We start from the raw sequence: 12,785 nt of genomic DNA, 5'->3' as shown, positions 1-12,785 counted from the left end.
GGTCATTGACAGGTACGCGCTTGCTCTCTAATTTCATCACCGGCCCCATCGTTCATGGACGTGAACTTCGACTTTCAACCATGAACGACGGTGAGCAGCCGCATCCTTCACCATCCCCCCATGGAGGACCGACATGACATCACGTACATCGTCCCGGCGGGTCGCCCCCGCCGTCCTCGCGCCGTTGGCGGCCATCGCCCTGGCGGTGACCGGACTGGTCGCCGTCCCGGGCAGCGCATCCGCGGGAGGCACCGCGCCCGGGATCGCGGCCGCGGCGGCCAGTTGGCCGACACCGTCCAGCGACAAGCTGGTCACGAGCACGATCAAGGTGACGGGCACCCGCGACGGCGGCATGGTCCGGTACATCGGCAGCGGCGCGCTGGGCACCGACGACCAGGGTGAGAGCCAGGACCCGATCTTCGAGCTGGCGAACGGCGCGACCCTGCAGAACGTCATCCTCGGCACCCCCGCGGCCGACGGCATCCACTGCCTGGGCACCTGCACGCTGAAGAACGTCTGGTGGCAGGACGTCGGCGAGGACGCCGCGACCTTCAAGGGCACGTCCGCGTCGCAGACGATGACCATCGACGGCGGCGGTGCCCGCAAGGCCTCGGACAAGGTCTTCCAGCACAACGGCCCCGGCACGATGATCATCAAGAACTTCCAGGTGAACGACTTCGGGAAGCTCTACCGCTCGTGCGGCAACTGCAAGAAGCAGTACGAGCGGCACGTCATCGTCCAGAACGTCACCGTCACCTCGCCCGGCAAGTCCATCGTCGGCATCAACTCCAACTACGGGGACACCGCGAAGCTCTCCGGCATCACCGTCGTGAACGACAGCCAGAAGAAGATCAGCCCCTGTGACCGCTACAAGGGCGTGACCAGTGGCGAGCCGACGAAGATCGGCAGCGGTCCCGACGGCGTCAACTGCCTCTACTCCGCCTCCGACATCGTCTACAAGTGAGAGGCGGCATGGCGGCCGGCGTCCGCACGGGCACCGGCAAGGCCGGCTGATCGCCGGCCCTGACCGACGGTGATCCAGCCCTGATCCGGCCCGCTATGGGAGCGCTCCCATAGCGGGCCGGAGCCGTGGTGGATCAGTTCTGTCGAAAGCATTGACGAACCTTCGGCACGGCCCTAACTTTCATCGCGTCGTACTTCGTACGTCATATATCAGACGCGATACGTGAGATCTGAGAGCGCACATGACCTTTGCTCCCGCCCCGATCCCCTCCCGGACGCAATTCGTGCTGGAGGCGATCAAGCACGGCATCCTCACCGGGCAGTTGAGACCGGGACAGCCACTTGTCGAAGCCGACCTCGCGGCACAGTTCGGAGTCTCGAAGACTCCGGTACGCGAGGCGCTCAAGACGCTGGCCGGCACCGGACTCGTCGTGATGAGCCAGTACAAGGGCGTCACGGTGCGGGCCGTGGACGCGGCCATGGCGCGTGAGATCTATGACGTGCGGCTGCTGCTGGAGCCGGAGGCGCTGCGCCGCAGCATCGTCAGGAAGGAGTCCCTGGCGGCCGCGCAGGACGCGCTCGTGCGCGCCGAGGGCGCGGAGGACCGGGCCGACCGGAGCCTCGCCAACCGTGACTTCCACCGGGCGCTGTACCTGCCCTGCGGCAATCCACTGCTGACGCGCATGCTCGACGAGGTGCGCGACCAGGCGGCCCTGGTGTCGGCCGTCGCCTGGGCCGCCTCCCCCTCCTGGGAGCAGGAGGCCCGCGAGCACCAGGAGATCCTGCGCACGGCGCTCGCCGGGGACGCGGACGGCGCGGCCCGGCTGCTGCACTCCCACATCTCCGACTTCGTGCGCCGCGCGTACCCGGAGCAGCAGGAGGCGGGAGCCTGATGGACCGCCCCGAACCGACGCACCCCGCCGAACTGCGGGCCGCACTCGCCGACGTCGTCGCGATACCGGTGACCCCCTTCGACGCCGACGGCGCGATCGACCGCGCCGCGTACCGCTCCCTGCTGCGCAGGCTGCTGGACGGCGGTGTCCGCACGCTGACGCCCAACGGGAACACCGGTGAGTTCTACGCCCTGACCCCGGAGGAGCGGCTCACGGTCGTCGAGGACACGCTCGCCGAGACCGCGGGGCGACCGGCCGTCGTCCTGGTGGGCGTCGGACACGACGTGCCCACCGCCGTCGCCGCGGCCCGGCACGCCCGCGACCACGGCGCCCAGATGGTGATGGTGCACCAGCCGGTGCACCCCTACGTCTCGCACGACGGATGGGTCGACTACCACCGGGCCATCGCCGAGTCCGTCCCCGAACTGGGCGTGGTGCCCTACATCCGCAACCCGCTCCTCGGCGGCGACCGCATGGCACTCCTCGGCGACCTGTGCCCCAACGTGATCGGCGCCAAGTACGCGGTGCCGGACGCCGCCCGCTTCGCGGCCTTCGCACGCGACGCCGGCCTCGACCGGTTCGTGTGGGTGGCGGGACTGGCGGAACTGTACGCGCCCGCCTACTGGGTGTCCGGCGCCACCGGCTTCACCTCCGGCCTGGTCAACGTCGCTCCGTCCGTCTCGCTGGGCATGCTGACGGCGTTGCGCACCGGGGACCACCGTGAGGCGATGCGGATCTGGGAGCAGATCCGCCCCTTCGAGGACCTGCGTGCCGCACAGCAGTCCGCGAACAACGTGACGGTCGTCAAGGAGGCACTCGCCGCACTCGGCCTGTGCCGCCGCGAGGTGCGGCCGCCGAGCCGCCAACTGCCCGACAACCAGCGCGCCGAGGTCGCGGAACTCATCAAGGGCTGGGCGCTATGAGGAAGTCGCCCGAGGAGTTGCGCAGCCACCACTGGTACGGCACCGACGGGCTGCGCTCGTTCAGCCACCGGGCCCGTACGCGGCAGCTCGGCTATCTTCCCGAGGAGCACCTCGGCAAGCCGGTGATCGCGATCCTCAACACCTGGTCCGACATCAACCCCTGCCACTCCCACCTGCGCGAACGTGCCCAGGCGGTCAAGCGCGGGGTGTGGCAGGCGGGCGGCTTCCCGCTGGAGTTCCCGGTGTCCACGCTCTCGGAGACCTTCCAGAAGCCGACGCCGATGCTCTACCGCAACCTGCTCGCCATGGAGACCGAGGAACTGCTGCGGTCGTACCCGGTGGACGGCGCCGTCCTGCTGGGCGGCTGCGACAAGTCCACTCCGGCGCTGCTGATGGGCGCGGCCAGCATGGACCTGCCGGCCGTCTTCGTGCCGGCCGGGCCCATGCTGCCGGGCCACTGGCGCAACGAGGTGCTGGGCTCCGGCACGGACATGTGGAAGTACTGGGACGACAAGCGGGCCGGGCTGATCGGCGACGCCGAGCTGGCCGAGCTGGAGAACGGGCTCGCGCGTTCCCCCGGCCACTGCATGACGATGGGCACCGCCTCGACGCTGACCGCCGCCGCCGAGGCGCTGGGGGTCACCATGCCCGGGGCGTCCTCGATCCCGGCGGTCGACTCCGCCCACGAGCGGATGGCCGCCGCCTCGGGGGCGCGCATCGTCGAACTGGTGTGGCAGGACCTGCGGCTGTCACGGATCCTGACCCCTGACGCCTACCAGGACGCGGTCGCCACCGTCCTCGCCCTGGGCGGCTCCACGAATGCGGTGATCCACCTGATCGCGATGGCCGGCCGCTCCGGCGTCGAACTGACCCTGGACGACTTCGACCGCATCGCCCGCACGGTCCCGGTGCTGGCGAACCTGCGTCCGGGCGGCCGGTACCTGATGGAGGACTTCCACTTCGCCGGCGGCCTGCCCGGGTTCCTCGCGCGGCTGACGGACCTCCTGCACCTGGACCGCCCGACGGTCGCGCACACCACGCTGCGCGAGCAGCTCCACGGCGTACTCGTCCACAACGAGGACGTCATCCGCCCGCGCGGCAACCCGCTGGCCGCCGAGGGCGGCCTCGCGGTACTGCGCGGCAACCTGTGTCCGGACGGTGCCGTCATCAAGCACATCGCCGCCGAACCGCACCTGCTCCAGCACACCGGCCCGGCCGTGGTGTTCGACGACTACCGGGCGATGCAGGCCACCATCAACGACCCGGAGCTGGGCATCACGGCCGACAGCGTCCTGGTCCTGCGCGGCTCGGGGCCGCTCGGCGGCCCCGGGATGCCCGAGTACGGGATGCTGCCGATCCCCGACCGTCTGCTGAAACAGGGGGTGCGCGACATGGTCCGGATCTCGGACGCGCGGATGAGCGGCACGAGTTACGGCGCCTGTGTCCTGCACATCGCCCCCGAGTCGCACGTCGGTGGTCCGCTCGCGCTCGTCCGCACCGGTGACCTGATCACCCTCGACGTGGCGGGCCGGAGGCTGCACCTCGAAGTGGATGACGCCGAGTTGGAGCGCCGGCGCGCCGCGTGGCAGCCGCCCCCGCCCCGCTACTCACGCGGCTACGGCGCCCTCTACCAGGAACAGATCACCCAGGCCGACACCGGCTGCGACTTCCGTTTCCTGGCCAGGCCCGGCGAAGTGCCCGAGCCCTACGCGGGCTGAGCGCCCGCCGCAGTCCCCTTCCGCACCTCAACCGCCCCCGGCGTTCGGCGTCCGGGGTGCCGCACACCCTTCAGCAAGCGCTTACCCCGTAGTAAAGGAGTCCCAGTCATGGCCATCGCCGTGGCGAAACCATCCCGGCGGCGCGACCGGCGCCTCCCGTATCTGCTGATAGCCCCGGCAGGCCTGCTGATGCTCGGGTTCATCGCGTACCCGATGGTCAGCGTTCTCTACTACAGCCTGCAGGACTACAACGTCACCAAGCCCTGGCGGAACGGCTACGCCGGGTTCTCCAACTTCACCAGGATCTTCACCGACGACCCGCTGTTCTGGCAGAGCCTGGGCTTCAGCGCCCGGTGGGTCGTCGTCGAGGTCGGCCTGCAACTCGCCCTCGGACTCGTGCTGGCGCTGCTGGTCAACCAGACCTTCATCGGCCGGGGCATCGCCCGCGCGCTGGTCTTCTCGCCCTGGGCGGTCTCCGGTGTCCTGACGACCACCATCTGGATGCTGCTGTACAACCCGTCCACCGGGTTCAGCCGCTACCTCGCGGACGCCGGCATCGGCACCTACGGCACCTCGGTGCTCTCCGACACCGGCACGGTGTTCTGGGCGGCGGTCCTGGCCGAACTCTGGCGCGGAGTGCCCTTCTTCGCGATCCTCATCCTCGCCGACCTCCAGTCCATCCCCAAGGAGCTGTACGAGGCGGCCTCCGTCGACGGCGCGAACCGGTACCGGCAGCTCTTCCACATCACGCTGCCCCACCTGCGGGACGCAATCGTGCTGTCCACGCTGCTGCGCGGGGTGTGGGAGTTCAACAACGTCGACCTGCTCTACACCCTCACCGGCGGGGGACCCGCCGGTCAGACCACGACGCTGCCGCTGTACGTCGCCAACACCGGGATCGAGGGACACGACTTCGGCTACGCGTCGGCGCTGACCACCGTCGCCTTCGTGATCCTCCTGTTCTGCTCGATCCTCTATCTGCGCCTGAGCAAGTTCGGAGGCGACCGCACATGACCGCCGCACTCGCGGAGAAGGACATCCGAGCGGTACCACCCGCCGGTACCACTCCGCCGCGCACCTCCCGGCGCCGCCGCCGCGCGGTGGACGACGGCACGCCGCGCTGGCAGATCTATCTGCCGCTCGGGCTGTACCTGCTGTTCACGCTGGTCCCGTTCTACTGGATGCTGCTGTTCGCGGTGCGCCCGGCGGGGTCGACGTCACTGGTGCCCTGGCCCGCCACGACCGAGCACTTCGAGAAGGTCTGGAACGAGCGCTCGTTCGGCATGTACTTCCAGAACAGCATGCTGGTCGGCGTCGCCACCCTGATCACCACGACCGTGGTGGCGCTGTGCGGCGGCTACGCCCTCGCCCGCTTCTCGTTCCGGGGCAGGAACGCCTTCATGCTGGGGCTGCTGTGCTCGCAGTTCATCCCCGGCGCGCTGATGCTCGTCCCGCTCTTCGAGATCTTCAGGAACCTGCAGCTGATCAACTCGCTGTGGAGCGTGGTCATCGCGGAGACGGTGTTCCAACTGCCGCTGTCCATCATCCTGATCAGCGGCTTCATCAGGAACGTGCCCATGGCGCTGGAGGAGGCCGCCTGGGTGGACGGCTGCTCGCGCCTCCAGGCGTTCCGCGCCATCGTGCTGCCGATGCTGCGGCCCGGGTTGATCGCGGTCGGCTCCTTCGCGTTCGTGCACAGCTGGAACCACTTCCTGTTCGCGCTGATGTTCCTCAGCTCGCAGGACAAGCAGACGATCCCGGTCGGCCTCAACACCCTGATCGGCGCCGACAGCGTCGACCTGGGGGCGCTGGCGGCCGGCGGGGTCGTGGCCGCGGTGCCGGTCGTGATCGTCTTCGCGTTCATCCAGAAGTGGCTGGTCACCGGCTTCAGCGCCGGGGCGGTCAAGGGGTGAGCGGCATGGGAGCGATACCCGTCGTCCTGGCCGGCGCGTACGGCCACGGGCACTGGCACCTGGAGAACCTGCGCAGGCTCACCGCCGCCGGAACCGTACGTCTGGCCGGGGTGTGCGACCTGCGGCCGCTGGAGGAGGAACAGCTCGCCGGACTGGGCACACCGGCCCAGGGGACCGACCTGGGGGAGCTGATCGACCGGACGGGCGCCGTCGTCGCGATCGTCTGCACACCGATCCACACCCATGCCGACCTGGCACTGACCGCCGCCGCCCATGGCGCGCACGTGCTGCTGGAGAAGCCCCCGACCCCGTCGTACGCCGAGTACGAGCGGCTGGTCACGGGTCTCGAGGCGAGCGGCAGCGCCTGCCAGATCGGCTTCCAGTCGCTCGGCTCGCAGGCCGTGACCGCGGTACGCGACCTGATCGCCGACGACGCGATCGGCCGGGTTCGGGGCATCGGCGCGGCGGGCAACTGGGTACGGGACGAGAAGTACTTCACCCGCGCCGCCTGGTCCGGGCGGCGCGCCCTGCGGGGCGTCGACGTGGTCGACGGCGTGCTCACCAACCCCCTCGCGCATGCCGTGGCCACCGCCCTGCGCCTGGACGGAAGTGATCGTGCCGCCGACGTGGCCGCCATCGAGACCGAGCTCTTCCGCGCCAACGAGATCGAGTCCGACGACACCTCCTGCGTCCGGATCCGGACCGCGCGCGGCACCCGCGTCACCGTCGCCGCCACCCTGTGCGCCGAGACCGCGGCCGAACCGTACGTCGCCGTGCACGGCACGAAAGGCCGCATCACCTTCTGGTACAAGCAGGACCGGGTGCTGCTGCAGCGTGCTTCCCACGGTCCCGAGGAGCGCGTCTTCGCACGGACCGACCTGCTGGAGAACCTGCTCGCCCATCTCGCGCACGGCGAGGAACTGCTCGTCCCGCCGCGCTCCACCGGCGCCTTCATGAAGGTCGTCGAGGCGGTGCGCACCGCCGCCGACCCGGTGCCGGTTCCTGGCCGGCTGTGGCGTGCCGTCGCAGGGGAGCGCTCCCGGCGGCGGGTGGTGCCGGGTGTCGACGGCCTGGTCGACTCCGCCGCGGAGACGCTCGCGCTCTTCTCCGAACTCGGCGCGCCCTGGGCCGTACGGCAGCCGGCGCGGGAGGTGCGCTGCTGATGACCGAACCCCTCGAACTGCGCTGCGACGACCGGGTCGTCGGCAGCTATGTCCACTCCTCCGACCTGGCAGGCGAGCTGTCGCCGCGCCCCTGGCTGCACCCGCTCCGCACCCTGGGCGGTGTGGCGGTCACCGAGCTGATGCCCGAGGACCACCGGCACCACCTGGGCGTCAGCGTCGCGGTCCCGGACGTGGAGGGCCGCAACTTCTGGGGCGGCCGGACCTTCGTGCGCGGCCAGGGGCCCACCGAGCGGGACAACCACGGTGTGCAGCGGCACAGCGGTTGGCTGCGGCGGACGGCCGGCGGCTTCACCGAGGAGCTGTCCTGGACCGCCGACGACCACGAACTGCTGCGCGAGCGGCGCACCGTCGACGTCCGGCGGATCGACGACACCGCCTGGGCGCTCGACTTCACCTTCGCACTCACCAACACCACCGGCCGTCCGCTGAGCATCGGCAGCCCGGCCACCAACGGCCGGCCCGGCGCGGGATACGGCGGCTTCTTCTGGCGGGCACCCAAACACGCGAGCCCCCCGGACGTCTTCACCGCGGACGCCGACGGTGAGGACGCGGTACACGGCCGTCCGGCCGCATGGCTCGCCCTCGCCGATGACCGCTGGACGCTGGTGTTCAGCGGACCGGACCCGTGGTTCGTGCGCACCGGCGAGTACCCCGGCGTCGGCTCCTCGCTCGCGGCGCGGGACCGGTTGGCGGTGCCGCCGGCGGCCACCGTCACCCGGCGGATCGTCACCGGGATCGCCGACGGGCGGCTCGGGCGCGACGAAGCCGCGGCGCTGGCGCGGGCGACGGGCGGAGGGCCGGCCGGATGACGCGAGCGTGGACCGCCGACCTCGGCGACGGCACCTACCGCAATCCCGTGCTGAACGCCGACTGGCCCGACCCCGACGTGATCCGCGTCGGTGACGACTACTACCTGACCGCCTCCAGCTTCGGCCGCGCGCCGGGCCTGCCGGTCCTGCACTCGCGCGATCTGGTCAACTGGCGGATCGTCGGACACGCCCTGGACCGGCTGCTGCCGGCCGCCGCCTTCGCCGTGCCGCGGCACGACCGGGGGGTGTGGGCGCCGTCGATCCGCCATCACCACGGCCGCTTCTGGATCTTCTGGGGCGACCCCGACACCGGCGTCTTCCAGGTCAACGCGGAGGACGTCCGCGGACCGTGGACCCGCCCGCACCTGCTCAAGGCGGGCCGCGGCCTGATCGACCCCTGCCCGCTGTGGGACGCGGACGGCAGCGCGTACCTCGTCCACGCCTGGGCCAGGTCGCGGGCGGGGGTGAACAACCGGCTCACCGGCCACCGGATGAGCTCCGACGGCACCGAACTGCTCGACGAGGGGCGGGTGATCATCGATGCCGACGCCCTGCCCGGCTGGTTCACCCTCGAAGGGCCCAAGGCCTACCGGCGTGACGGCTGGTTCTGGATCCTCGCCCCCGCGGGCGGGGTGGAGACCGGCTGGCAGGGCGCGTTCCGCTCCCGTGACTTCTTCGGACCGTACGAGGAGCGGGTCGTGCTCGAACAGGGCGCCACCGCGGTCAACGGGCCGCACCAGGGCGCCTGGGTGGACACCCCGTCCGGCGAGGACTGGTTCCTGCACTTCCAGGCGCGGGGCGCCTACGGCCGGGTGGTGCATCTGCAGCCGATGCGCTGGGCGGCGGACGGCTGGCCGGTAATGGGCGCCGACGGACAGCCGGTAGCCGTCCACGCCAAGCCGAAGGGCGAGGAGCAGCCGGTCGAAGCCCCCGCCACCGACGACGACTTCCCCGGCGGCCGGTTCGGCCGACAGTGGTCGTGGGCGGCGAACCCGCGCCCCCGACGGACCACCGCGCACAGCGGCGACGGCCTGCGTCTGGCCTGCTCGCGCACCGCCGACGTCGACGACCTGCGGACGGTGGCCGGCGTCCTGGTCCAACGGTTGCCGGCCGAGGTCTGCACGGTCACCGTCGACCTGGCCCTGCGGTCCGAGACCCCGGGTGCCAGGGCGGGACTGGCCGTCATCGGGGACGCCTACTCCTGGATCGGCCTGGAGCGGGGCGCGGACGGGATCCGTCTCGTGCACCGCTTCGCCGAGTCCACGGCACCGGCCGAACGGGACGCGGAGTACGCCCGCCCGGTGCCCGCCGGCCGTGCGCGGCTGCGCATCGAGATCGCACCGGGCGCCCGCTGCCGCTTCTCCGCGGACACCGGCGAGGGACCGCAGGCCTCCGGGCCGGTGTTCACCGCGAGTCCGTGGCGTTGGCTCGGTGCCCAGATCGGCCTGTTCGCCACCGCGCCCCCGGGCCGGAGCCCGGCGGGAACGGCCGCGTTCGGCACCTTCCGCATCACCTCCTGAAGCGCACCACCGCAACGCACCACCGCATCCCACGACCGCACCGCCCGATGAAACGCACGACTGGATCCCCCGACCGAAAGAGCCGCCATGTCACAGCCGAAGAAGCCGCACCGCAGAACCCGTCTGATCGCCGCCACGGCGCTCACCGTCTCGCTCGCGCTCACCGCCACCGCCTGTGGCGACTCCGGCGACTCGTCCGGTGACGAGGGCAAGGGCCATGGGAAGATCGTCTTCTGGGACAACAACGGCGGGGTGCGCACCGCGGTCTGGAAGCAGATCATCGCCGCGTTCGAGAAGAAGAACCCCGACATCCAGGTCGAGTACGTCGGCATCCCGATCGCCGATGTGCAGAAGAAGTACGACACCGCCATCGCCGGCGGCGGACTGCCCGACGTGGGCGGCGTCGGCACGGCGTACCTGGCCAACATGGTCGCCCAGAACGCCCTGGAGCCGCTGACCGACCGGATCAACGACAGCGCCCTCAAGGGCAAGCTCGTCACCGGCATGGTCACCAGCGTCCTGGCGGCGGGCGGTGACGCCAAGCAGCTCTACGAGGTGCCGACCTCGGCCAACCAGGGCACGCTGTGGTACCGCGCGGACCTCTTCACCGCCGCGGGCCTGCAGCCGCCCACCACCTGGGCGGGCCTGTACGCGGCGGCCGACAAGCTGACGGACGTCAAGAACAACCGGTTCGGCTTCACCCTGCGCGGCGGAAAGGGCTCGATCGCCCAAGCGCTGGAGATGATGTACGCCCAGTCGGGGATCGACGCCTTCTGGAACGGCGAGAAGACCACGGTCAACGACCCCAGGAACATCGCCGCGCTGGAGAAGTACGCCGGGCTGTACAAGAAGGCGACGCCCGAGGCCGACCTCAACAACGACTTCGTGAAGATGGTCGCCGAGTTCGACCAGGGCAACATCGGGATGCTGCAGCACAACCTCGGCTCGTACAACGACCACGTCAAGGCGTTCGGGAAGGAGAAGATCGAGGGCATCCCCCTGCCGCCGTCCACCGACGGCGGGGTGCGCACGATCGTGTCGAACCCGGTCGACGGACTCGGGTTGTTCAAGTCCGGCTCCAACAAGGCCGCCGCGTGGAAGTTCATCGAGTTCGCAGCCTCGCCCGAGATGAACAGCCTCTGGAACAAGTCGGCCGGCGCGATCCCCGCCAACACCGCCACCGAGTGGGACCCGTGGATCACTGACGCCAAGCCGACGAAGGCCGCGATGGACTCACTCAACGACCCCAAGACCAAGATCGTGCAGTTCCCGTACTACCTGCCGGACTGGAACAGCATCACCAAGGCCGACTCCGAGCCGGACTTCCAGAAGCTGCTGCTCGGCAAGACCACGGCCAAGGACTTCGCCGACAAGCTCGCGGGCAAGCTCAACGCCGCGCAGGCGGACTACAAGCAGCACAAGAGCTGATTCCGGAGGCGGGGCGCCGTCCCCATCGGCGCCCCGCCGCGGCCCGGCCTCTCCACCCGTCCGTTCACCCCTCCACCCGTTCACTTCGCTTCAGCGGGAGCCGCAATGAGAAGAACATGTCATGCCCATGTAATTGCTGCGCTGATCGGCTGCACTTCCCTGGCGCTGGCCGCGCCCGCCCAGGCGGCCCATTCGCCGGCTGCCCCGGCAGCCCACCGCTCGCCCGCCCGCGCCGCACTGCCCGCGGGGGACGGCTGGGCCTCGTCCGGTACCGGGACCACCGGCGGTCAGGCCGCCGACGCGGCCCACACCTTCACCGTCAGTACCCGCGCCCAGCTCGCCGCCGCCCTCAACGGCGGCGACGCCACCCCCAAGATCATCCAGGTCAAGGGCGCCATCGACGGCAACAGCGACGACGCCGGACAGCCGCTGAGCTGCGCGGACTACGCCACCGACGGCTACGCCCTGGACGCCTACCTCGCCGCGTACGACCCGGCCACCTGGGGCACCGCCACCGTGCCCACCGGCCCGCAGGAGGACGCCCGCGCCGCGTCCGCCGCCCGGCAGGGGGCGCGGGTCCAGCTCCTGGTCGGCTCCAACACCACCATCGTGGGCGTCGGCAAGCACCCGAAACTGCTCGCCCTCGACCTCCAGGTCAAGAACGCGGACAACGTCATCGTCCGCAACCTCACCTTCGAGGACGCCTTCGACTGCTTCCCGCAGTGGGACCCCACCGACGGCGCCACCGGCAACTGGAACTCCGAGTACGACAACCTCGTCGTCTACGGCGCCACCCACGTCTGGATCGACCACAACACGTTCACCGACGGCCGCCGCCCCGACGCCGCCCAGCCGTTCTACTTCGGGCGGATCTACCAGCAGCACGACGGTGAGCTCGATATCGTCAGGGGCGCCGACCTCGTCACCGCCTCCTGGAACGCCTTCACCGACCACGACAAGACCCTGCTCTTCGGCAACAGTGACGGCGCCGGCGCCACCGACACGGGCAAGCTGCGCGTGACCCTGCACCACAACCTGTTCAAGAACATCACCGAGCGCGCGCCACGGGTCCGCTTCGGCCAGGTCGACACGTACAACAACCACTACGTCGTGACCGCGGGCCAGGAGTACGTCTACAGCCTCGGGGTCGGCTACAAGTCGCAACTCGTCGCTGAGGCGAACGCGTTCACCCTGCCCACGACGGTCGGCGCGGACCGGGTCATCGCGTACTGGAAGGGCACCGCGATGACGGAGGAGCACAACGTCGTCAACGGCAAGGAGACCGACCTCCTCGGCGCGTTCAACGCCGCCCACCCCACCACGGTCATCGCCGGTGACGCGGGCTGGATCCCCACGCTGCGCACCCGCGTCGACCGTCCGAGCGCGGTTCCGCACATCGTCGACTGCGGCGCGGGCGCCGGGCGGCTCTGAACG

Annotated in this window: 11 protein-coding genes; all 11 read left to right on the top strand. The window is 70.5% G+C overall.

The window, feature by feature from the left end; genetic code table 11:
- Positions 1 to 133: 133 nt before the first annotated feature.
- Complete coding sequence (locus tag O3X23_RS09750) at positions 134 to 964, top strand: pectate lyase (RefSeq protein ID WP_269270858.1); 831 nt, start codon at positions 134 to 136, stop codon at positions 962 to 964.
- A 241-nt stretch (positions 965 to 1,205) separates the two neighbouring features.
- Positions 1,206 to 1,856, top strand: coding sequence for a GntR family transcriptional regulator (locus O3X23_RS09745; protein WP_269270857.1), 651 nt, complete (start codon positions 1,206 to 1,208; stop codon positions 1,854 to 1,856).
- Positions 1,856 to 2,779: a dihydrodipicolinate synthase family protein gene (locus tag O3X23_RS09740; protein ID WP_269270856.1), complete on the top strand. Its 924-nt coding sequence runs from the start codon at positions 1,856 to 1,858 to the stop codon at positions 2,777 to 2,779. Before O3X23_RS09745 ends, O3X23_RS09740 begins: the two co-directional genes overlap by 1 nt.
- Positions 2,776 to 4,497, top strand: coding sequence for an L-arabinonate dehydratase (gene araD / locus O3X23_RS09735; protein ID WP_269270855.1), 1,722 nt, complete (start codon positions 2,776 to 2,778; stop codon positions 4,495 to 4,497). Before O3X23_RS09740 ends, araD begins: the two co-directional genes overlap by 4 nt.
- A gap of 108 nt (positions 4,498 to 4,605) precedes the next feature.
- Positions 4,606 to 5,511, top strand: a complete 906-nt coding sequence (locus O3X23_RS09730; RefSeq protein ID WP_269270854.1) for a carbohydrate ABC transporter permease — start codon at positions 4,606 to 4,608, stop codon at positions 5,509 to 5,511.
- A complete protein-coding gene (locus O3X23_RS09725) occupies positions 5,508 to 6,410 on the top strand; it encodes a carbohydrate ABC transporter permease (protein ID WP_269270853.1) in 903 nt (300 codons plus the stop codon). The genes O3X23_RS09730 and O3X23_RS09725 overlap by 4 nt, the downstream gene beginning before the upstream one ends.
- A gap of 5 nt (positions 6,411 to 6,415) precedes the next feature.
- On the top strand, positions 6,416 to 7,573 hold the full coding sequence (locus O3X23_RS09720; protein WP_269270852.1) for a Gfo/Idh/MocA family protein: 1,158 nt from the start codon (positions 6,416 to 6,418) through the stop codon (positions 7,571 to 7,573).
- On the top strand, positions 7,573 to 8,403 hold the full coding sequence (locus O3X23_RS09715) for a PmoA family protein (protein WP_269270851.1): 831 nt from the start codon (positions 7,573 to 7,575) through the stop codon (positions 8,401 to 8,403). Before O3X23_RS09720 ends, O3X23_RS09715 begins: the two co-directional genes overlap by 1 nt.
- Positions 8,400 to 9,923 (top strand): glycoside hydrolase family 43 protein, encoded by a 1,524-nt coding sequence (locus O3X23_RS09710; protein WP_269270850.1) that lies wholly within the window; start codon positions 8,400 to 8,402, stop codon positions 9,921 to 9,923. The genes O3X23_RS09715 and O3X23_RS09710 overlap by 4 nt, the downstream gene beginning before the upstream one ends.
- Positions 9,924 to 10,010: 87 nt before the next feature.
- The gene (locus O3X23_RS09705; RefSeq protein WP_269270849.1) at positions 10,011 to 11,351 is read left to right on the top strand and encodes an ABC transporter substrate-binding protein; all 1,341 of its coding nucleotides are present in this window, start codon (positions 10,011 to 10,013) and stop codon (positions 11,349 to 11,351) included.
- 105 nt (positions 11,352 to 11,456) lie between these two features.
- Positions 11,457 to 12,782: a pectate lyase family protein gene (locus O3X23_RS09700; RefSeq protein WP_269270848.1), complete on the top strand. Its 1,326-nt coding sequence runs from the start codon at positions 11,457 to 11,459 to the stop codon at positions 12,780 to 12,782.
- Positions 12,783 to 12,785: the final 3 nt, after the last annotated feature.

The organism is Streptomyces sp. H39-S7, from assembly GCF_027158205.1.
Classification (GTDB): Bacteria; Actinomycetota; Actinomycetes; order Streptomycetales; family Streptomycetaceae; genus Actinacidiphila.
The sequence above is the reverse complement of the archived record's forward strand: the minus strand, read 5'-3'. Positions and strand labels throughout refer to the sequence as shown.